This window comes from Seohaeicola sp. 4SK31 (genome assembly GCF_028802875.1).
GTDB lineage: Bacteria > Pseudomonadota > Alphaproteobacteria > Rhodobacterales > Rhodobacteraceae > Seohaeicola.
Genome location: NZ_JARAMP010000003.1, coordinates 117,066 through 137,731, shown reverse-complemented (window position 1 = coordinate 137,731; position 20,666 = coordinate 117,066). Strand labels below are relative to the sequence as shown.

Here is a 20,666-nt window from a genome sequence, read left to right as displayed (position 1 = left end):
CAGATCTAGGCTGATCTGGTTAACAGGGCCTTGGCCCAGCGGACGGAGAAGGGCGGCGCGCTAGACCACGATCAAGCCGCGACTGATCGCGCGGGCCACGGCATGGGTGGTGTTCAGCGCGCCCAGCTTCAACCGCGCGCTTTCGATGTAGTCCCGCAGCGTATGTTCCGAGATCGACAGCGAGTTGGCCACCTGCGCCCGGCTATAGCCCATGGCCAGCAGGGTCATGGCGTCGATCTCGCGCGGCGAGAGGGCCTGCGCGGGCGGGGGGCTGCGACCGGGTTCGAACTCCAGCGCCTTCGAGTTGAAATAATGCGCGATCAGGATCAGGTCGCGCCCGTGGCGCTGCGCGAAGGCCGACCAAGTGGCATCATCGGCATCGTGGTTGACCGTGAACAGCGCAAACTGCCCGTTCGGTCCGCGGATCGGGATCGAGAATCCCTGCCGTCCGACACCATGGGCGATGGCATCCGCCTGAAAGGCCCTTTGCGCCTTGCCGCTCCAGTCCAGGCGCTTCCAGTCCTGTGGCTGGAAGTTCTGCATGCAGCCCTGCACCACGGGGTCGATCCGCAGATAGTCGCGTTCCAGATAGCGGGCGACCCAATCGGGCGCATAGGTGCCGCAGCCATATTGCTGCCCGGCGGCGCTGACCCAATGATAGACCATGTGGTTGACGCCAAAGGCGTCTCTCAGCGCCTCGATGGCGCTTTGCATATCCTGCGGTGCGGTCGCATGTTCGACCGTTTCAAGTATCTGCTCCAGTCCGCTTCTCATCCATCGGCAACGCCACCGGCGCCTCCCCGCGACTGGATGACATCTCGGTCAGGACGATCTCGCGGGTCTCTTCAAGGTGCCGCGCCAACTGCTCCATGCCGTTTTCACCTGCAAAGGTTTTCAGATCCGCGATGACATCCAGAAGCCATTCGTTCTGCATGATGACAGTGCTCCTCAACCGGTTAAGGAATGATTAACGCGACGAAGGCGCGGTGCGGCAGGACAGGGCCCTGAGGCCATGTCCCACTATAGCCACAAGGCGCAAATGGACCCTACCCACGAATTCAAGCCCCCCCGAACTGGTGGGATCAAGACAGACAAGTGCTTGAAATCACTGGCGCGGAACAGTGGTAAACGACAAACCCGCGATCCGTTAACCGAATCGCGGGTCCAAGTGTCAACTTTCCGAGTGACTTGACAGTTAACTGTCAGTTTCAGCCGCGCCCGGCCTCCAGCACGTCTTCGACCGTGCGCAACCCCGTGCGGGGGGCCTGCACCAGAACGGCCATGTTGCCCGGCTTGTGCTGGTTGCGCAGCATCTTGGTATGCGCCATCGGGATGTCGGACCAGGGAAAGACCTCGGACATGCAGGGGTCAAGCCGCCGCTCGATCATCAGCTTGTTGGCGGCGCTGGCCTGTTTCAGATGGGCGAAGTGGCTGCCCTGAAGACGCTTCTGGTGCATCCACATGTAGCGCACGTCGAAGGTGCAATTGAAACCGCTGGTGCCCGCACAGATCACGACCATCCCGCCCTTCTTGCAGATCAGGGTAGAGACGGGAAATGTCGCCTCGCCGGGATGTTCGAAGACCATATCGACGTTCACACCCTTGCCGGTGATGTCCCAGATCGCCTTGCCGAACTTGCGCGCCTCTTTCAGCCACTCGTTATATTCGGGCGTATTCACCGTGGGCATCTGACCCCAGCAATTGAAATCCTTGCGGTTGATCACGCCCTTGGCGCCCATCGCCATCACGAACTCGCGTTTGTCCTCTTCCGAGATCACGCCGATGGCATTGGCCCCGGCCGTATTCGCCAACTGGATCGCATAGGAGCCCAGACCGCCGGACGCGCCCCAGACGAGCACGTTCTGGCCGGGCTTCAACTCGTGCGGCGCATGGCCGAACAGCATCCGATAGGCGGTGGCCAGCGTCAGCGTATAGCAGGCGCTTTCCTCCCATGTCAGGTGCTTGGGGCGCGGCATCAACTGCTGCGCTTGCACGCGGGTGAACTGCGCGAAGGCCCCGTCCGGTGTCTCATAGCCCCAGATCCGCTGGGTGGGCGACATCATCGGATCGCCGCCGTTGCATTCCTCGTCATTGCCATCGTCCTGATTGCAATGCACCACGACCTCGTCGCCGACCTTCCATGTCTTGACGGCAGAACCCACCTTCCAAACGATCCCCGACGCATCCGACCCGGCAATGTGGAACGGCTGCTTGTGCCCGTCAAAGGGGCTGATGGGCTGGCCCAGTCCGGCCCAGACACCGTTATAGTTGACGCCTGCCGCCATCACGAGGACCAGCACCTCGTTGCTGTCGATCTCCCATGTATCGACAACCTCGACCTGAAAGCTTTTTTCCGGTTCGCCATGCCGCTCGCGGCGGATCGCCCAAGCATACATCTTCTTGGGCACATAACCCAAAGGCGGCATTTCACCGATTTCATAGAGGTCCTTTTCCGGCGCGTCATAGGGCGCGATCCCGGTATGCGTATCCAGAGCCATCTCAACCTCCGTTTTGGTCACTGTTCCAAGTGTGTCTTGTCATGCCGCAATGCAGAATCGCGGATCTGACCTTGGGAATAAAGTTGGCCGCGTAATAATGCAACCGCAATAAGCATGTTTTTGTAATTTTATAACCGAGCAGTTGCAGCATGACAGCGCCTATGCGCTGCGACTGCGAAAGAGATGCGCGATGGAAGCGGCATAGAACGCCAACAGCGGGCGCGCCGCCGGGGTCACCACAAGGAACCCGCCATCCTCTTCCACCAGATGGCGCAGGATCAGCATCCGCAACCCGACCTCGATCAGATAGCCCACATCCTGCCGGGGCATATGCAGATGCGCTTCCGGCAGATCTTCGACCAGCGCGCGCACGGCACGGTCCAGTTCGGCCCGGTTCAGCGGTTCTTCCGCCTGCAACAGCGCTGTCGCCACCAGGGGCACCGGCAGCACCGGCACTTCTGCTGCGATGCGGGCCATCAGCTCATCCGCCAGCGCCGGCACATCCGTCCCGAATGCCTTGAGCGACAGCGGCTCGCCGAAACTGACCGAGGCATAGCCGAACCTGTGGAACTGCCCCTTGAACCGCAGGCGCAGCATCCTGACCAGAAAGCCCAGCACCGTGCTCAGCCGTGCGGTGAACCGCCGCTCGCCCGCCTCATGGGCGGCGACCAGCACCCGGTCCTCCAGCACACGGTCGTAATTCACCGCAACAGGCACGAAAACCACGTCGCGCGCCGTCGGATCATGGCCTTCCACGATATATTTCAGGATCCCGCGCTTGGGCGGCGCAATCGCCCCGGTCAGGCTCAACCCGCCTTCGGGGAACACCGCCTGCGTCACCCCCGCCTCGGTCGCCAGTTGCACATAGCGCGACAGCACCGCCTTGTAGAGCGGGCCGAACCGCTTGCGCCGGATGAAATAGGCCCCCATAGCCCGGATCAGCGCGCTGAGTGGCCAGACCCGGCCCCATTCCCCCACCGCATAGGACAGGGCCGAGCGTTCCGCCGCCAGATAGGTGACCAGCACATAATCCATGTTGCTGCGGTGGTTGATGACAAAGACCACCGTCGCGTCCCGGTCCACCTGCGCCAGCGCGTCACCCGCGTAATGGCCCAGCCGCACCCGATAAAGCGAGGTCGAGATCAGCTTGGCCAGCCGCGTCGCCACCCCGAAATAGGCGCTGGCACTGAACGAGGGCACGATTTCCCGCGCATAGCGCCGCGCCTGCTCGAAGGCCACGTTCTCGGGCACGCCTTCGCTTGCGGCATGGGCGGCCACGGCACGCAGCACCTCGGGGTCATAGATCAGGCGCTGGATCATGTCATAGCGCCGCGCCAGCTTGAACGGCTGAATCGGCCGCTCCAGCCGCTTGTTCAATTCGTCGATGACCCGCTCGGCGCGTTTGCGGAAGAACCATCGCACGGACGGGAACAGGAAATGCGATGCAAAGGTCACGCCCGCGAAAAGCAGGATCAGGACCAGCAGCCAGACAGGCATTTCAACGGTTGCACCCATATGCGCGACAATGGCGCGAATCCGGTCAGAGGTAAATCAAATGCAGAGGCGGACGACGCCGCGTCCCATGCCGCAATGCAGCGAATTGACAGCGCCATAAAATTCCAAGTATCAACGCGGGGACGCAACAAAGTTGCCGACCCCGATTCACCAGATGACCCGCGAGGCCCCATGACCCAGACGCAAAAAGACCAGCCCTGGCTTTTCCGCACCTATGCCGGCCACTCCACGGCCAAGGCCTCAAACGCGCTCTATCGCTCGAATCTGGCCAAAGGACAGACGGGCCTGTCGGTCGCCTTCGACCTGCCCACGCAGACGGGCTATGACAGCGACCACATTCTGGCGCGCGGCGAGGTGGGCAAGGTCGGCGTGCCGGTCTGTCATCTGGGCGACATGAGGACGCTGTTCGACGCGATCCCGCTGGAACAGATGAATACCTCGATGACGATCAACGCCACGGCCCCGTGGCTGCTCGCCCTCTATATCGCGGTGGCCGAGGAACAGGGCGCCGATATCAGCAAGCTGCAAGGGACCGTGCAGAACGACATCATCAAGGAATACCTGAGCCGCGGCACCTATATCCTGCCGCCGAAACCCTCCTTGCACCTGATCACCGATGTCGCGGCCTATTGCTATACCCATGTGCCAAAATGGAACCCGATGAACGTCTGTTCCTACCATCTGCAAGAGGCGGGTGCGACGCCGGAACAGGAACTGGCCTTCGCGCTGGCCACCGCCACCGCCGTGCTGGACGACCTGAAGAACAAGGTGCCCGCCGAGGATTTCCCGCAGCTTGTCGGCCGGATCTCGTTCTTCGTGAACGCGGGCATCCGTTTTGTCACCGAGATGTGCAAGATGCGCGCCTTCGTCGATCTGTGGGATGAAATCTGCGAAACCCGCTATGGCGTGAGCGATCCGAAATTCCGCCGCTTCCGTTACGGCGTGCAGGTCAACAGCCTTGGCCTGACCGAACAGCAACCTGAAAACAACGTCTACCGCATCCTGATCGAGATGCTGGCCGTGACCCTGTCGAAAAAGGCCCGCGCCCGCGCCGTGCAATTGCCCGCGTGGAACGAGGCTTTGGGCCTGCCGCGCCCATGGGATCAGCAATGGTCGCTGCGGATGCAGCAGATCATGGCCTATGAGACGGACCTTCTGGAATATGACGACCTATTTGACGGCAACCCCGCCGTGGACCGCAAGGTCGAGGCGCTGAAGGAAGGCGCGCGGGCGGAGCTGGCGAACCTTGACAGCATGGGCGGCGCGATCAGCGCCATCGAATACATGAAATCGCGTCTGGTGGACAGCAACGCCGAGCGCCTCAACCGGATCGAGCGGAATGAGACGATCGTGGTGGGCGTGAACAAATGGCAGCAGGGCGAACCCTCGCCCCTGATGACCGGGGACGGCGGGATCATGACCGTCGATCCGGCGGTCGAGGCCGAACAGATCGGCCGCCTGAACGACTGGCGCAACACCCGCGACGCGAAAGCCGTGGCCGAGGCGCTGGCCGACCTGCGCGCCGCCGCCAAGGAGGGCCGCAACATCATGGAACCCTCGATCAAGGCCGCCAAAGCGGGCGTCACCACCGGCGAATGGGCCGCCCAGATGCGCGCGGTGTTCGGCGAGTATCGCGGCCCCACCGGCGTGTCGCGCTCCGTCAGCAACAAGACCGAAGGGCTGGACGATATCCGCGACGCGGTGAATAGCGTGTCCGACAAGCTGGGCCGCCGCCTGCGCTTTCTGGTGGGCAAGCCGGGGCTGGACGGCCATTCCAACGGGGCCGAGCAGATCGCCTTCCGCGCCCGCGACTGCGGGATGGAGATCGACTATGAAGGTATCCGCCTGACCCCCGAAGAGATCGTGAAAGCCGCCAGCGAAGGGCAGGCCCATGTCGTCGGCCTCTCGATCCTGTCCGGCTCGCATATGCCGCTGATGGCCGATCTGATGGACCGCCTGCGCGCGGCGGGTCTTGGCCATATCCCCGTGGTCGTGGGCGGGATCATCCCCGAGGACGACGCGAAACGCTTGGCTGAAATGGGCGTCGCCCGCGTCTACACGCCCAAGGATTTCGAGTTGAACACGATCATGATGGATATCGTCACGCTGGCCGACCCCAAGGCTGTCGCTGCCGAATGATCGCCACTCAAGGCAAAGAAAAAGGGGGCCGCGAGGCCCCCTTTCCGGTTGGATCGACAGATCACTCTGTCTGCGTCGCGCCGGTCGTTTGCGCCTCGACCATCATGGCGATCCGCTCGCCCAGCGCCTGATCCTGCTGCGCGACCTGTGCGATCGTCACATATTCATCCACGGTCAGATCCGGCACCGCCTCGATCTTCTCGATGATCTCGGCATTGGCCTGATTGACCAGTTCGGTCTGCTGCGCCTCATCGGTCGCGGCTTCGATCTGTGGCGTATAATCCTGCCGCACCTCTTCGACTCCCAGAAGCGCTGTCACAAAGGCCTCCAGTTTCGCATCGGTCATCTCGACCTGCGGGGCCGATTGCGTTTCGGGTGTAGGAGCGGCCGTTTGCGCGGCGACCGGCGCCACCGCCCCAAGGCTCAGAGCGGCAACGGATGCGCTCAGGAACAGGGCTTTCAGGCTACGGTGTGTCGTCAGTGTCATGGATGCCTCCAGTGTTTCGGGTTGTCTGGCAGGGCATTGGCCCGCCTCGCCCAGCCAACATGGTCAGCCCGCCCCTCCTGTGCAAACCCGCGCCAAGAGGACGGGCAGGTTCATGCCGCCCTGCGCCCTGCAAAGGGGCGGTATTCCGCGCAGTTCCCCTTGCACCCCGACGAAACCTGCCGTCAACATGGGTCAACCCTTGCAAGGAACCCTGCCCATGCCGTTGACCATCCGCCCCCTGATCGCCGCCGATGAACCAGAATGGCGTCGCCTCTGGACGGCTTATCTGGCCTTCTATGACACCACGCTGCCCGACGAGATCTTTCAGACCACCTTCGCGCGCCAGCTTGACCCCGCCCAACCAGAGCGGTGCTGCTTCATCGCCGATCTGGATGGCCGCGCCGTGGGTCTGGTCCACATGATCTGGCACGCCCATAACTGGCGCATCGAGGATGTCTGCTACCTGCAAGACCTCTATGCCGACCCGGATGTGCGCGGACAGGGCGTGGGCCGCGCCCTGATCGAGGCGGTCTATGCCGAGGCCGACCGCCGTGGCACCCCCGCCGTCTACTGGATGACGCAGGACTTCAACACGACCGCGCGGCTGTTGTATGACCGCATCGCGAAGCTTACGCCTTTCATCAAGTATTCGCGCTAGAAGGACGACAGAAATGACCATCCATATCGGTGCCCAACCCGGCGAGATCGCTGAAACCGTCCTGATGCCCGGCGATCCGCTGCGCGCCAAATGGGCTGCCGAAACCTTTCTGTCCGAGGCCCGTCTGGTCAACGAGGTGCGCGGGATGCTGGGCTATACCGGTCTCTGGCGCGGGAACCGCGTGACGATCCACGGCTCGGGCATGGGGATGGCGTCGCTGTCGATCTATGCAAACGAACTGATCCGCGACTATGGCGCGAAAACCCTGATCCGCATCGGCTCCTGCGGGGCGATGCAGGCGCATGTGGCGATACGCGACGTGATCATCGCGATGGCGGCCACGACACTTTCCACCCCATCCTCGGGCATCTTCCGCGAACTGAATTTTGCCCCCCATGCCGATTGGTCGCTGCTGCGCGCCGCCGTGACTGCGGCCGAGGCGCGGGGCGTGCCCACCCATGTGGGCGGCATCTATTCCGCGGATGTGTTCTACGACGAACGCCCCGACCTGAACGAGATCATGACACGCCACGGCATCCTGGGCGTCGAGATGGAGGCGGCAGAGTTGTACAACCTCGCCCTGCGGCACAAGGTGCGCGCGCTGGCGGTGCTGACCGTATCCGACCACCTGCTGACGGGGGCCGCCCTGCCCGCCGATCAACGCCAAGGTAGCTTTGGCGACATGGTGGAAATCGCGCTGCAAGCCGCTTTCCCGGACGCCTGACCCTACCGCCCGTGGCTGCGGTCATAGGCATTGGGCGGCGGGCTGGCCCAATCGCCCAAGCGGGCGGCGGGTGTCTCGAACATCTCGATCAGAAGCGGATGACACGCCGCCTGATCCGAGGAATGTTCCGACGAACAGTCGCCCCCCGGACAGGCCGACAGAGCGCCCAGCAAAGGGATTTCCGCGAAAAACTCCAGATAGTCGCCCGGCCGCACAGGGCTGGCCTTCATGAAATACTGCCCCGTATCGCGGGTGAACCCGGTGCACATGAAGACATTGAGCACGTCATGGACATGCCCCTCCGCCTCGGACAGCGACAGCCCCGTCGCATCGGCCAGCGCGCGGGTCAGGTTGGAATGGCAGCAATGGTGGTACTGCCCCCCCGACAACAGGTTATGCGTATAAGGATCGCAGCGCGTGCCGATCACATCATGCACCGACCCGCCGAACGCGTCCTTGCCATACCAGCCCAGCGTATCGGCCACGATCGTGGCCATGGGCCGCAAGCCGGGAAAGCTGGACCACAACCGCTGCCCGGTCGTCACATGCGTGCCATGCAGCGCGCGGGTCTTGCCGCTGTAGAACCTCTCGCCCAGATCATCGGCGTTCCACAGGTTCAGATCGCCCACCTGCGGGCCGTCAATCGAAGAGATCCGAAAGAACCCGCCTGCCGGCACCCGGAAAGTCGCCGCATCGCGTGGCGGCACGACGACTTCACCCGCCTTCACCGCCGCGGCCCGAAACCCCGCATAAAGCGTCAGATCGGGCGCCGCCAAACTCTCCACCGGATAGCAGATCACGGGGTTTACGGCACGGCGTGCGGCGGCATCGGCTGGCTCTTGCATGGTCCCTCTCATCCTTGTCCCGCGCGGCGCGGATCTCGGCAATCCTGCGGCATCTTTCCGGGCGGGACAAGCACCTCGGCCCCGCAGGCCGCGCAACGAAAGAACTGCAACCCGTCGCGATCCCGTGTCCTGTCCATCCGCCAGCGACACATCCGCACCCCGCGCCGCGCGAAAATCGCGACCAGCACGAAAGCGATGATCAGCCCGACAACGACGACCATGACACATTCCTTCTGAAAAGCGAAAAGGGCAGGCCATCGCGCCCGCCCCTTTCATCTTGCTTCAAATACTCAAGCGACGTCCGAATTAAACGGTCCGTTCGACCATCATCTTCTTGATCTCGGCAATCGCCTTGGCCGGGTTCAGGCCCTTGGGGCAGGTCTTGGCGCAGTTCATGATCGTGTGGCAGCGATAGAGTTTGAACGGGTCTTCCAACTCGTCCAGACGCTCGCCCGTCGCCTCATCCCGGCTGTCGATGATCCAGCGATAGGCATGCAGAAGCGCGGCCGGCCCCAGATACCGATCGCCATTCCACCAATAAGACGGGCAGGAGGTCGAGCAGCAGGCGCACATCACGCATTCATAAAGCCCGTCCAGCTTTTCACGATCCTCGACCGACTGGCGCCACTCTTTCGCGGGGCGGTTGGTCTTGGTCTCAAGCCACGGCATGATCGAGGCATGCTGCGCATAGAAATGCGTGAGGTCGGGGATCAGGTCCTTGATGACCGGCATATGCGGCAGCGGATAGATCTTCACATCGCCCTTCACGTCATCCATGCCATGCAGACAGGCCAGCGTGTTGATCCCGTCGATATTCATCGCGCAGGACCCGCAGATCCCTTCGCGGCACGAGCGGCGGAAGGTCAGCGTGGGGTCGATCTCGGACTTGATCTTGATCAGCGCGTCCAGAATCATCGGCCCGCAGGTGTCCAGATCAACGTGATAGGTATCCAGCCGCGGGTTTTCCCCGTCATCGGGGTTCCATCGATAGATCTTGAAGGTGCGGATATTCTTGGCGCCTTCGGGCTTGGGCCATGTCTTGCCGGTCCGCATCCGGCTGTTCTTCGGCAGTGTCAGTTGCACCATGATGTCTCTCCCGTCACAGAAGGGCTGGCAGGCCATTGGCCAGCAGGCAATTGAGCGTGTCCGGCCGGGACACGATATTTGTCACAAGTTCCACCGTATTCGCCGTGGGGCCGGTGATGCTGTCCGCCGCAAGCGACAGCAATTCACGGCTGTTCGCATTGTCGACGATGCAATCCACCGCAGGCGCCACCGGCACACCGGGGAAGCGGTCCACCAGAACCGGCGTGATCGCGGCGCGTGCGGCGTCGCGGGTTAGCCTGTCCTGATCGGCCGGCGTGCAGGCGGCCAGCGTGGCGGCGCAAAGCACCGCCACCGACAGCCCGCGCAGGGCGTTTATCCCCGTGCGGCGGCTCAATAGACCCGCGCCTTGGGCGCGATTTTCTTCAGGTCGATCCCGCCTTCGGCTTCCTTGGTCAGAGGCTCGGTCACGACCCGGCGATAGCTCAGATCCACCTTGGTGCCATCGACCCGCGCGATGGTATGCTTGCGCCAGTTGGCATCATCCCGGTCGGGATAATCCTCATGGGCATGTGCGCCACGCGATTCCTTGCGCGCCTCGGCCCCCACGATGGTGGCCAGCGCGTTGGGCATCAGGTTGGTCAGCTCCAGCGTCTCCATCAGGTCGGAGTTCCAGATCAGGCTGCGGTCGGTGACCTTGATGTCATCCATCTTGCCCGCCACGGCGGTCATCTTGGCGACACCTTCAGCCAGCGTCTTGTCGGTGCGGAACACGGCCGCATCGGCCTGCATCGTCTTTTGCATCTCAAGTCGCAGCTCGGCAGTGCCGATATTGCCCTTGGCATGGCGCAGACCGTCGAAACGGGTGAACGCATACTCGATCGAGGCCGGGTTCGCCTTGGGGTTCGGCGCGCCCGCCGTCACGACCTGCCCCGCCTTGATCGCGGCGGCGCGGCCAAAGACCACAAGGTCGATCAAGGAGTTCGAGCCAAGACGGTTCGCCCCATGCACCGAGGCACAGCCCGCCTCGCCCACGGCCATCAGGCCGGGCACGATCCGGTCGGGATCGTCAGCGGTCGGGTTCAGCACCTCGCCCCAATAGTTGGTAGGGATACCGCCCATGTTGTAATGCACGGTCGGCAGCACCGGGATCGGTTCCTTGGTCACGTCCACACCGGCGAAGATGCGCGCGCTTTCCGAAATACCGGGCAGACGCAGATGCAGCGCCTCGGGCGGCAGGTGGTTCAGGTGCAGATGGATGTGATCACCATCCGGGCCGACACCGCGCCCCTCGCGGATCTCCATCGTCATGCAGCGGGACACCACATCGCGGCTGGCCAGATCCTTGTAGGTCGGCGCATAGCGTTCCATGAACCGCTCGCCTTCCGAGTTGGTCAGATACCCGCCCTCGCCGCGCGCGCCCTCGGTGATCAGGCAGCCCGCGCCATAGATGCCGGTGGGGTGGAACTGGACGAATTCCATGTCCTGCAAGGGCAGACCCTGCCGCGCCACCATCCCGTTGCCGTCGCCGGTGCAGGTATGGGCGGATGTCGCGCTGAAATAGGCGCGGCCATAGCCGCCCGTCGCCAGCACCACCATCTTGGCGTTGAACACATGCATCGTGCCATCGTCCAGCTTCCAGCAGACGACACCCTGACAGACGCCATCTTCCGACATGATCAGGTCGATGGCGAAATATTCGATATAGAACTCGGCCTTCTGCTTCAGGCTTTGCCCATAAAGCGTGTGCAGGATCGCGTGACCGGTCCGGTCAGCGGCAGCACAGGTGCGCTGCACGGGCGGGCCTTCGCCGAATTCGGTCGTGTGACCACCAAAGGGGCGCTGATAGATCTTGCCCTCTTCGGTGCGGGAAAACGGCACGCCGTAATGTTCCAGCTCGTACACCGCCTTGGGCGCTTCACGGGCGAGGTATTCCATCGCGTCCGTATCACCCAGCCAGTCCGACCCCTTGACGGTGTCATACATGTGCCACTGCCAGTGATCCGGACCCATGTTCGACAGGGACGCCGCGATTCCACCCTGCGCCGCCACGGTATGCGAGCGGGTCGGGAACACCTTGGTCACGCATGCGGTGCGCAGCCCTTGTTCGGCCATGCCCAGCGTCGCGCGCAGACCGGCCCCGCCGGCCCCGACCACCACGACGTCATAGTCGTGGGTTTCATATTCATAAGCTGCCATTGCAACGGTCTCCGAAAATTAAAGCGCGATCTTGGCGATGGCGAACAGCCCGGTGGCCGCTGCGCCATAGCTCAGGCAGGTCACCGCGATGATCACGATTTTCTGTGTCGTCCCGTGGACATAGTCCTCGATCATGGTTTGGGCACCGTCGTTGAAATGTTTGAATCCAACGATCAGGGTCAACCCTGCCACGATGGCCGGGAAAGGCCGCGCGAAGTGGGCCAGCACATCCGCATGCGGCGCGCCCAGCATCGGCCCGAAGGTGAACACGAACAAGGGGATCAGGATCAGCAACGCGACGGAAGACACTTTCATCGACCAGAAATGGGCCGTGCCCGTCTTGGCCGATCCCATGCCCATGGCGCGTTTGCGGTCGGTCAGGTAACGCATGTCCATCCTCCTCAGATCACGGCCACGGTCAGCAGGGTCAGCAGCACCGACCCGCCGATCACCGCATAACCCAGCTTGTAGGCGGTCGGCAGGTCCAGACCCACCGCATTGTCCCAGATCAGATGCCGCACACCCGCCAGCGTGTGATACCACAGCGCCCACAGCGACAGGAACATCACCAGATCCCCGAACCAACTGGTGATCACCCCATCCGCAATGGCGAAATACTCGGGCGAGGTTGCAGCTGCCAGAAACCACCACACGATCAGCAACGCGGCCAGGATCAGCGCGTTGCCGGTGATCCGCGTCAGGATCGAGGTGATCGAGGTCAGCTGCGGGCGATAGATTGACAGGTGCGGCGAAAGCGGGCGGTTGCCCCGGTTCACGTCAGCCATGTGTCCCTTCCTTCTTGGGTTGCGAAAGGACCGGCGCCAACATTGCACACGACGGTATACCTTTCGATGCCTTTTGCGGCCTTGATACTCTTTTTAGCGGCTCTGTCACGTCAGCACAGCCCCGAGATGCAGAAAAATCTGCGCGAAGTGACGCAATGAAGGGTTTCGTGATCACAACAGGTTTAGCTGTGATCACAAACGCACCCATCGCATCCCCTCAAAGGGGAATCACGCGACGTAAACCCGCCCAGATCCGGGCAGGACAAGCAGGCTTTTGCCCATGTCGGCACCCGAACCCCTGCGAAACCGGTCACGCATTTTGTGATCACATCGGCATCAATGCCCAGTAATCCAGATCCAGCAACACATGCGGCTGATACTTGCCATCGTCGCTTTTCAGGCGGAACGCCCCCGCCGCATTGGTCGCGACCAGCCGCAACCGGATCGCCCCCACGCCCGGCGCTGATGTCTCGGCCTTGTCCAGCACCTCGGACCAGGCGCGGATCGTGTCGCCACTGAAACAGGGGTTGGCATGGGCGCCCGCGTTCAGACCCACGATCATCTGCGCATTGGCCAGACCATTGAAGGACAGCGCCCGCGCCATGCTGATCACATGCCCGCCATAGATCAGCCGCCGCCCATCCGCACGCTGCGTGGCGTCGAAATGCACCTTGGCGGTGTTCTGCCACAGCCGCGTGGCGATCATGTGCTCGGCCTCCTCGACCGTCACACCATCCACATGGTCGATCGTCTCGCCGATCTCGTAATCGCCCCAGCGATGCGGCGCGCCGGACAAGGTGAAATCATGGTTCGTGAAATCCAGCCCCTCGGGCACCACAAGCTGATCCGGCGTCAGGGCCTGCGCCAGTTCCGGCACCACCGTCTCCGGCGCTGGTGCGCTGGTATCGTTCTTGCGCACCATCACCCAGCGCACATAATCCAGCACCACCTCGTCCCGCTGGTTCAGGCCGCGCGTGCGCACATAGACCACGCCCGACTGCCCGTTGGAATTCTGCTTCAGCCCGATCACCTCGGAAGTCGAGCGGATCGTATCCCCCGCATAGACGGGCTTCAGCCAGCGCCCCTCGGCATAGCCCAGATTGGCAATCGCGTTCAAAGACACATCGGGCACGGTCTTGCCAAAGACGATGTGAAACGCCGCCAGATCATCCAGCGGGCTTTCCGGCAGACCACAGGCGCGCGCGAATTCATCCGACGAATACAAGGCATGCCGCATCGGATAAAGCGCGTGATACATCGCCCGCTCTCCGCCCGACACCGTGCGCGGCACGGCATGGTCGATCACCTGCCCTATACGATAGTCCTCAAAGAACCGACCCGCGCTTGTCTTGATCGGAACCACATGAAATTGCGGGACTTTCATTCACTGCTCTCCAAGACTGAGTTCAGGGGAATAGGTGCCTTGCACCTCCTTGGTGACGGCTTGCCCACAGCGCATCACGCCATTGGCCGCATCGAACGCATAGGTCGGGCCGCCATGCAGCACCCAACCCTTGTTCAGCGCCTCGGTCACCTTGTGGCAAAAGGCGGATGTATCGTCTGCGGTCAGGAAACGGTAAAGCTGCATCACTTCACCCCGGAAACGGCCAGACACCCAGCCAGGCATGGATCGCGGTCATCAGGCCAAAGGTCACCAGCGTGATGACCACCAGAAGAATATCCTTCTTCGCCTCGCCCGGAGCGGGCCGCGCCCAGACTTCGGACCGGTTGATCAGGATCACCGATCCCACCGCCCAGACCAGCATGCCGCCGAACAGGATGATCGAGGCCAGATCCCCGTTCACCAGCAGATGCGCCACCGCCCAGACCTTGACGGCCGTCAACTGCGGATGCCGCATCTTGCCGCGCAAACGGCCCGTTGTGGCGCTCATCCCATACAGGAACACGGCGATCAGCATCATCAGGTTGTTCAGATGCACGGTCCAGCTTGGCGGGGACCAGACATGGATGAACTCTGCTCCGCGATAGCCGAAGATCATCATCAGCAGGCTGATCACCAGCGCCACGGCCACCAGCCCCTTGCCCCTTTTGCCCATCGCGGCACGCGCATCGGGGGCCAGTCTCTTGAAGTAATGGGCCACCGCCCAAAGGATCACGCCGAGGGTCAGAAGGATCATGGAAAACGCTCCGCTCAGAGGGACGCGATGGCGGATGCCATGGCGAGGATTTTCTTGGCGGTCTCAACATGCAGGTTTTCGACGATTTTACCATCCACCACGGCCACGCCCTGCCCGCTCGCCTGCACCTCCTCGAAGGCGGCGATCTGACGACGGGCCAGATCAACCTCGGCTTCGGACGGGGCGAATACCGCATTGGTCACATCCACCTGCGCCGGATGGATCAGCGTCTTGCCGTCAAAACCCAGATCGCGGCCCTGTTCACATTCGGCGCGCAAACCCTCGTCGTCCTTGAACTGGTTGTAGACCCCGTCAATCGCGATCACGCCATAAGCCCGCGCCGCCATCAGGATCGTCTGCAAGGCCATCTGCATCGGCAGACGGTCCGCGCGCGAACGGCAGTTCAGCTCTTTCGCCAGATCGTTGGTGCCCGCGACAAACCCGGTCAACTGCGGATGCGCGGCAATCGCGCCCGCGTTCAGGATGCCCAGCGGCGTCTCCATCATCGCCCAGATCGGCGTGCCATTACCCAAAAGGTCCGACAGCGCCTGCACATCGGCTGCGGAATTCACCTTGGGCAGCAGGAACACATCCGCACCCGCATCGCGCAGCGCGTCCACATCACCGGCCCCCCATGCCGTATCCAGCCCGTTGATGCGGATGATCTTGACCTTGTCGCCATAGCCACCCACCGCAAGGGCCTGCGCCAGCGTGGCCCGCGCCTCGACCTTGGCATCGGGCGTCACCGCATCCTCCAGATCGAAGATGATCGCATCCACCGGCAGATCGCGCGCCTTCTCCAGCGCACGCTCTTTCGAGCCGGGGATATAGAGAACCGAACGATAGGGGCGGACATCCATGAGCGGGACCTTTCCTTGAATCTGCGCAGGCGAGTCTGGCGTGTAATAATCTTGCGCCGAGATGGCATTTTTTGGTGGAAACCTTCAAGACTATTCGTGCCGCATCGCAGAAAAAAGCGCATGCCACAGCATGCCGCAAACATGGAGCGCCACGTTAACCATTATTCAACCTCACCCGCGCAGTCTTGCCGCAGGACGGTCAGCGAAAGGGCGGGGCAATGGCACTGGAACGGACGATTCTGACAGCGGGCGTGGTCCTTCTGACGATGGCCCTTGCCACCATATCCCCCGCCGCCACCTCGCAAACGACCGCGCATTGCGCCCCGCGCGACCGTGTGGTCGAACGGCTGGCCGGCACCTATGGCGAAACGCGCCGGTCCATGGGCCTTGGGGCCGACAACGCCGTGGTCGAGGTTTTTGCCAGCGATGCCAGCGGCAGTTGGACGATCACCGTGACGCTGCCCAACGGCCTGACCTGCATCGTCGCCAGCGGTCAGGCGTTCGAGACGATGGCCGACGCGCCCCCCGCCCCCGGCAAGGGTGCCTGACCGTCAGGTCAGCGCATCCCAGATCAGCTTGATCCCCGTCAGCGTCAGCAGAACATAGGTCAGCGCAAAGAAGGCGCGCTCCGGCACCATGTGATGCGCCTTCACCCCCAGCCACGCCCCCAACAGCGCGACAGGGGCCAGAAACAGATCGGCCAGCATGGTCTGCGCGGTAAAGATCCCCAGAAAGGCGTAAGGCACGAACTTGGCGATGTTCACCGCCCAGAACACGATCACGGTCGTCGCCTGAAACGGTGTCTTGCCCAGCTTGCGCGACAACAGCCAGACCGCCGCAGGCGGCCCGCCCGCGTGGCTGACAAAACTGGTGAACCCCGCCGTCGCCCCGGCCAATGCCCCCGCCCACAGCGGCAACTCGGCCCGCGCGGCCCGGATCAGGCCCAGTTTCAACCCCATCTGCCAAGCGACAAAGGCGATCGAGATCGTCCCGATCAGCAACCGGAACACATCGGCATCCGCGATCGTGTAAAGCCACGCGCCCAAGGCCACGCCCGGCAGCGCCCCAAGGATCAGCAGCTTGGCATCCGGCGCGCTCCATTTCTTCCAATAGGGGCGCAGATTGGCCACATCCATCAGCATCAGAAGCGGCAGCATGATGCCAAGGGCCTGCCCCGGCTCCAGCGCCACCGCCAGAATCGAGGCAGCGGCAAAGGCTGCACCCGATCCGAAGCCACCCTTGGAAATTCCCGCGAACAGAACCGCCGGTATCGCTACCATGAAAAACTGCGCGTCCAGCTCCATTTCCGGCCCTGCTCGTGAAAATTGCGCCCTGTCACGCATTTAGCCGCATCCGCAGGCGGACAACAGCCCCCCTCGCTGCCGCAGCGCGGCGCAGCACTCTTGCGCGGCGACGCGGAAGGGACTAGGCCATGCGGCAAAATCAACCAAGCGGAGACAGTTCCAATGGCCAGACCCAAGATTGCCCTTATCGGCGCCGGACAGATCGGGGGCACGCTCGCCCACCTCGCCGCGCTGAAGGAGCTGGGCGATATCGTCCTGTTCGACATTGCCGAAGGCACCCCCGAAGGCAAGGCGCTGGATATCGCGGAATCCGGCCCCTCGGAAGGGTTCGACGCAGCCCTGCGCGGCACCCAGTCCTATGAGGATATCGCGGGCGCGGATGTCTGCATCGTGACCGCCGGTGTGCCCCGCAAGCCGGGCATGAGCCGTGACGACCTTCTGGGCATCAACCTCAAGGTCATGAAATCCGTGGGCGAGGGCATTGCCAAACACGCCCCCGATGCCTTCGTGATCTGCATCACCAACCCGCTTGACGCGATGGTCTGGGCGCTGCGCGAATTCTCGGGCCTGCCCCATAACAAGGTCTGCGGCATGGCCGGCGTGCTGGACTCGGCCCGCTTCCGCCACTTCCTGAGCCTTGAGTTCGGCGTGTCCATGCGCGACGTCACCGCCTTCGTGCTGGGCGGCCATGGCGATACGATGGTGCCGCTGGTGCGTTACTCCACCGTTGCAGGCATCCCGCTGCCGGATCTGGTCAAGATGGGCTGGACCACTCAGGACAAGCTGGACGCCATCGTGCAGCGCACCCGTGACGGCGGCGCGGAAATCGTGGGCCTTCTGAAAACGGGTTCCGCCTTCTACGCCCCCGCGACCTCGGCCATCGAAATGGCCGAAGCCTATCTGAAAGACCAAAAGCGCGTCCTGCCCTGCGCGGCCTATGTGGACGGTGCCTACGGTCTGAAAGGCTTCTACGTCGGCGTGCCCACCGTGATCGGCGCGGGCGGTGTCGAAAAGGTCGTGGACATCACCATGAACAAGGACGAACAGGCGATGTTCGACAAGTCTGTCGATGCCGTCAAAGGTCTGGTCGCCGCCTGCAAGGAAATCGACCCCTCGCTGGCATAAGCCCATACAACTATTGGTTTCGCAGACGAAACCTCGGTTCCAAGACATCAGGGCTGGCCATGGGCCGGCCCTGATTCTTTCGCAAATCACCGGAAGAGCGCATGACTCAGCCGAGTCCCGCTTTGTGATCACAGATTTTCAGGGTGTGATCACAAATGCGAAAATAATCGCTCAAAAGCCGGAAAAGCGCCGAAAACCGTTTATTTCCACGTCCAACCTGTGCCAAACCCCGTCGCAATCGCAGCAAGACGGGACAATTTCATGAACATTCATGAGTATCAGGCGAAGGCCCTCCTTCGCACCTACGGCGCCCCGGTCTCGGACGGACGTGTCGTCTTCCGGGCCGAAGAAGCCAAAACCGCCGCAGGCGAACTGGACGGACCCCTCTGGGTCGTCAAGGCGCAGATCCACGCGGGCGGTCGCGGCAAGGGCAAGTTCAAGGAATCCGACGCCGGTGAAAAGGGCGGTGTCCGTCTTGCCAAGTCGGTCGAAGAGGCCGCCGAGGAAGCCAAGAAGATGCTGGGCCGCACGCTGGTCACGCATCAGACCGGCCCCGCAGGCAAGCAGGTCAACCGCATCTACATCGAAGATGGCTCCGGCATCACGACCGAGCTTTATCTGGCGCTTCTGGTGGACCGCCAGACCAGCCGCATTTCCTTTGTCTGCTCGACCGAGGGCGGCATGGATATCGAGGAAGTGGCCGAGCACACGCCCGAGAAAATCCTGTCCTTCAGCGTCGATCCGGCCACGGGCTATCAGGGCTTCCACGGCCGCCGCATCGCCTTCTCGCTGGGTCTTGAGGGCGCGCAGATCAAGCAATGCGTCAACCTGATGGGTCTGCTCTACAAAGCCTTCGTCGAAAAAGACATGGAGATGCTGGAAATCAACCCGCTGATCGTGACCGACAAGGGCGATCTGAAGGTGCTGGACGCCAAGGTCAGCTTCGACGGCAACGCGATCTATCGCCATTCCGACATCGCCGCCCTGCGCGACGAGACCGAAGAGGACCCCAAGGAACTCGCCGCATCCAAATACGACCTCAACTACATCGCGCTGGACGGCGAGATCGGCTGCATGGTCAACGGCGCGGGTCTTGCGATGGCCACGATGGACATCATCAAACTCTACGGTGCCGAACCTGCCAACTTCCTTGACGTGGGCGGTGGCGCCACCAAGGAAAAGGTGACCGAGGCGTTCAAGATCATCACCTCCGACCCCAATGTCAAAGGCATCCTCGTGAACATCTTCGGCGGCATCATGCGCTGCGATGTCATCGCCGAGGGCGTTCTGGCTGCGGTCAAGGAAGTGGGCCTGAAAGTGCCGCTGGTCGTGCGCCTTGAGGGCACGAATGTCGACAAGGGCAAGGAAATCATCCGCAACTCCGGTCTGGATGTGATCGCGGCAGACGACCTGCGCGATGGCGCAGAAAAGATCGTCAAAGCGGTGAAAGGATAAGAGCATGGCAGTCCTCGTCAACGAAAACACCAAGGTCATCTGTCAGGGCTTCACCGGCTCGCAGGGCACCTTCCACTCGGAACAGGCGATCGCTTACGGCACCAAGATGGTCGGCGGCGTGACGCCGGGCAAAGGTGGCTCCACGCACCTGAACCTGCCGGTCTTCAACTCGGTCCATGAGGCCAAGCATGTGACCGAAGCCAACGCCTCCGTGATCTATGTCCCGCCGCCCTTCGCCGCAGACAGTATCCTCGAGGCGATCGACGCCGAAATGGAGCTGATCGTCTGCATCACCGAAGGCATCCCGGTGCTGGACATGATGAAGGTCAAGCGCGCGCTGGAGGGGTCCAAATCCCGCCTGATCGGGCCGAACTGCCCCGGCGTCATCACCCCCGGCGCCTGCAAGATCGGCATCATGCCCGGCCATATCCACAAGCGTGGCTCGGTCGGCGTGGTCTCCCGCTCCGGCACCCTGACCTACGAGGCGGTCAAGCAGACCTCTGATTCCGGTCTGGGCCAATCCTCGGCTGTCGGCATCGGTGGCGACCCCATCAAAGGGACCGAGCATATCGACGTGCTGGAAATGTTCCTGGCCGACCCCGAAACCCAGTCGATCATCATGATCGGCGAGATCGGTGGTTCCGCGGAAGAAGAGGCGGCGCAGTTCCTCAAGGATGAGAAAAAGCGCGGCCGCTGGAAGCCGACCGCCGGTTTCATCGCGGGCCGCACCGCGCCCAAAGGCCGCCGCATGGGCCATGCCGGGGCCATCGTGGCCGGTGGCAAGGGCGATGCCGAAAGCAAGATCGAGGCGATGAAATCCGCCGGGATCATCGTGGCCGACAGCCCCGCAGGTCTGGGCGAGGCCGTGCTGAAGGCCATCGGCTAAGCGA

The 20,666-nt window shown here is 62.7% G+C and carries 24 protein-coding genes; 7 read left to right on the top strand and 17 right to left on the bottom strand.

Features of this window, described 5'->3' with window-relative positions; all coding sequences use genetic code 11:
- Nucleotides 1–60: 60 nt before the first annotated feature.
- The 4 genes from PVW27_RS03825 to PVW27_RS03810 all read right to left on the bottom strand — a co-directional run bounded on the left by PVW27_RS03825 (nucleotide 61) and on the right by PVW27_RS03810 (nucleotide 4,013).
- Entirely contained in the window at nucleotides 61–774 is a 714-nt protein-coding gene (locus PVW27_RS03825) for a helix-turn-helix transcriptional regulator (protein WP_274555241.1), read from the bottom strand.
- The gene (locus PVW27_RS03820) at nucleotides 746–934 is read right to left on the bottom strand and encodes a hypothetical protein (RefSeq protein ID WP_274555239.1); all 189 of its coding nucleotides are present in this window, start codon (nucleotides 932–934) and stop codon (nucleotides 746–748) included. The genes PVW27_RS03825 and PVW27_RS03820 overlap by 29 nt, the downstream gene beginning before the upstream one ends.
- A 274-nt stretch (nucleotides 935–1,208) precedes the next feature.
- Nucleotides 1,209–2,498: a crotonyl-CoA carboxylase/reductase gene (gene ccrA / locus PVW27_RS03815; RefSeq protein ID WP_274555237.1), complete on the bottom strand. Its 1,290-nt coding sequence runs from the start codon at nucleotides 2,496–2,498 to the stop codon at nucleotides 1,209–1,211.
- Nucleotides 2,499–2,657: 159 nt separating this feature from the next.
- Nucleotides 2,658–4,013 carry a 1-acyl-sn-glycerol-3-phosphate acyltransferase gene (locus PVW27_RS03810; RefSeq protein ID WP_274555235.1) on the bottom strand — a complete coding sequence of 452 codons (1,356 nt, stop codon included), beginning with the start codon at nucleotides 4,011–4,013 and terminating at the stop codon, nucleotides 2,658–2,660.
- Between the two features lie 171 nt (nucleotides 4,014–4,184).
- Here PVW27_RS03810 and PVW27_RS03805 point away from each other — a divergent pair, with 171 nt between their 5' ends.
- Complete coding sequence (locus PVW27_RS03805; protein WP_274555233.1) at nucleotides 4,185–6,152, top strand: protein meaA; 1,968 nt, start codon at nucleotides 4,185–4,187, stop codon at nucleotides 6,150–6,152.
- Between the two features lie 61 nt (nucleotides 6,153–6,213).
- Here PVW27_RS03805 and PVW27_RS03800 read toward each other — a convergent pair whose 3' ends face one another.
- Nucleotides 6,214–6,639, bottom strand: coding sequence for a DUF4168 domain-containing protein (locus tag PVW27_RS03800; protein ID WP_274555231.1), 426 nt, complete (start codon nucleotides 6,637–6,639; stop codon nucleotides 6,214–6,216).
- A gap of 217 nt (nucleotides 6,640–6,856) precedes the next feature.
- Here PVW27_RS03800 and PVW27_RS03795 point away from each other — a divergent pair, with 217 nt between their 5' ends.
- Entirely contained in the window at nucleotides 6,857–7,297 is a 441-nt protein-coding gene (locus PVW27_RS03795; RefSeq protein ID WP_274555229.1) for a GNAT family N-acetyltransferase, read from the top strand.
- Between the two features lie 13 nt (nucleotides 7,298–7,310).
- On the top strand, nucleotides 7,311–8,021 hold the full coding sequence (gene deoD, locus PVW27_RS03790) for a purine-nucleoside phosphorylase (protein WP_274555227.1): 711 nt from the start codon (nucleotides 7,311–7,313) through the stop codon (nucleotides 8,019–8,021).
- A gap of 2 nt (nucleotides 8,022–8,023) precedes the next feature.
- Here deoD and PVW27_RS03785 read toward each other — a convergent pair whose 3' ends face one another.
- From PVW27_RS03785 to PVW27_RS03735, 11 genes are all read right to left on the bottom strand, one after another.
- Nucleotides 8,024–8,866, bottom strand: coding sequence for an urea carboxylase-associated family protein (locus tag PVW27_RS03785; RefSeq protein WP_274555225.1), 843 nt, complete (start codon nucleotides 8,864–8,866; stop codon nucleotides 8,024–8,026).
- Nucleotides 8,867–8,874: 8 nt separating this feature from the next.
- Nucleotides 8,875–9,087 (bottom strand): hypothetical protein, encoded by a 213-nt coding sequence (locus PVW27_RS03780; protein WP_274555223.1) that lies wholly within the window; start codon nucleotides 9,085–9,087, stop codon nucleotides 8,875–8,877.
- 85 nt (nucleotides 9,088–9,172) lie between these two features.
- Nucleotides 9,173–9,952 (bottom strand): succinate dehydrogenase iron-sulfur subunit, encoded by a 780-nt coding sequence (locus PVW27_RS03775; protein WP_274555221.1) that lies wholly within the window; start codon nucleotides 9,950–9,952, stop codon nucleotides 9,173–9,175.
- A 13-nt stretch (nucleotides 9,953–9,965) separates the two neighbouring features.
- Nucleotides 9,966–10,307, bottom strand: coding sequence for a hypothetical protein (locus PVW27_RS03770; protein ID WP_274555220.1), 342 nt, complete (start codon nucleotides 10,305–10,307; stop codon nucleotides 9,966–9,968).
- Nucleotides 10,304–12,109 carry a succinate dehydrogenase flavoprotein subunit gene (gene sdhA, locus PVW27_RS03765; RefSeq protein WP_274555219.1) on the bottom strand — a complete coding sequence of 602 codons (1,806 nt, stop codon included), beginning with the start codon at nucleotides 12,107–12,109 and terminating at the stop codon, nucleotides 10,304–10,306. Before sdhA ends, PVW27_RS03770 begins: the two co-directional genes overlap by 4 nt.
- 18 nt (nucleotides 12,110–12,127) lie before the next feature.
- Nucleotides 12,128–12,499 (bottom strand): succinate dehydrogenase, hydrophobic membrane anchor protein, encoded by a 372-nt coding sequence (gene sdhD, locus PVW27_RS03760; protein WP_274555217.1) that lies wholly within the window; start codon nucleotides 12,497–12,499, stop codon nucleotides 12,128–12,130.
- A gap of 11 nt (nucleotides 12,500–12,510) precedes the next feature.
- The gene (gene sdhC, locus PVW27_RS03755) at nucleotides 12,511–12,894 is read right to left on the bottom strand and encodes a succinate dehydrogenase, cytochrome b556 subunit (protein WP_274555215.1); all 384 of its coding nucleotides are present in this window, start codon (nucleotides 12,892–12,894) and stop codon (nucleotides 12,511–12,513) included.
- A 325-nt stretch (nucleotides 12,895–13,219) separates the two neighbouring features.
- Complete coding sequence (locus PVW27_RS03750) at nucleotides 13,220–14,278, bottom strand: MaoC family dehydratase (protein ID WP_274555214.1); 1,059 nt, start codon at nucleotides 14,276–14,278, stop codon at nucleotides 13,220–13,222.
- The gene (locus tag PVW27_RS03745) at nucleotides 14,279–14,482 is read right to left on the bottom strand and encodes a DUF1737 domain-containing protein (RefSeq protein ID WP_274555437.1); all 204 of its coding nucleotides are present in this window, start codon (nucleotides 14,480–14,482) and stop codon (nucleotides 14,279–14,281) included.
- 4 nt (nucleotides 14,483–14,486) lie between these two features.
- Nucleotides 14,487–15,032, bottom strand: coding sequence for an NnrU family protein (locus tag PVW27_RS03740; protein WP_274555212.1), 546 nt, complete (start codon nucleotides 15,030–15,032; stop codon nucleotides 14,487–14,489).
- Between the two features lie 14 nt (nucleotides 15,033–15,046).
- Nucleotides 15,047–15,892, bottom strand: a complete 846-nt coding sequence (locus PVW27_RS03735) for an HpcH/HpaI aldolase/citrate lyase family protein (RefSeq protein WP_274555210.1) — start codon at nucleotides 15,890–15,892, stop codon at nucleotides 15,047–15,049.
- Nucleotides 15,893–16,158: 266 nt separating this feature from the next.
- Between PVW27_RS03735 and PVW27_RS03730 the strand changes: the two genes are divergently transcribed.
- Nucleotides 16,159–16,440 (top strand): hypothetical protein, encoded by a 282-nt coding sequence (locus tag PVW27_RS03730; RefSeq protein WP_274555435.1) that lies wholly within the window; start codon nucleotides 16,159–16,161, stop codon nucleotides 16,438–16,440.
- Nucleotides 16,441–16,443: 3 nt separating this feature from the next.
- Here PVW27_RS03730 and PVW27_RS03725 read toward each other — a convergent pair whose 3' ends face one another.
- Nucleotides 16,444–17,172, bottom strand: coding sequence for a sulfite exporter TauE/SafE family protein (locus PVW27_RS03725; RefSeq protein ID WP_443217133.1), 729 nt, complete (start codon nucleotides 17,170–17,172; stop codon nucleotides 16,444–16,446).
- A gap of 186 nt (nucleotides 17,173–17,358) precedes the next feature.
- Between PVW27_RS03725 and mdh the strand changes: the two genes are divergently transcribed.
- From mdh to sucD, 3 genes are all read left to right on the top strand, one after another.
- The gene (gene mdh / locus PVW27_RS03720; RefSeq protein ID WP_274555206.1) at nucleotides 17,359–18,321 is read left to right on the top strand and encodes a malate dehydrogenase; all 963 of its coding nucleotides are present in this window, start codon (nucleotides 17,359–17,361) and stop codon (nucleotides 18,319–18,321) included.
- Nucleotides 18,322–18,582: 261 nt separating this feature from the next.
- Nucleotides 18,583–19,776 (top strand): ADP-forming succinate--CoA ligase subunit beta, encoded by a 1,194-nt coding sequence (gene sucC, locus PVW27_RS03715; RefSeq protein WP_274555204.1) that lies wholly within the window; start codon nucleotides 18,583–18,585, stop codon nucleotides 19,774–19,776.
- A gap of 4 nt (nucleotides 19,777–19,780) precedes the next feature.
- Entirely contained in the window at nucleotides 19,781–20,662 is an 882-nt protein-coding gene (gene sucD, locus PVW27_RS03710; protein ID WP_274555203.1) for a succinate--CoA ligase subunit alpha, read from the top strand.
- Nucleotides 20,663–20,666 lie beyond the last annotated feature (4 nt).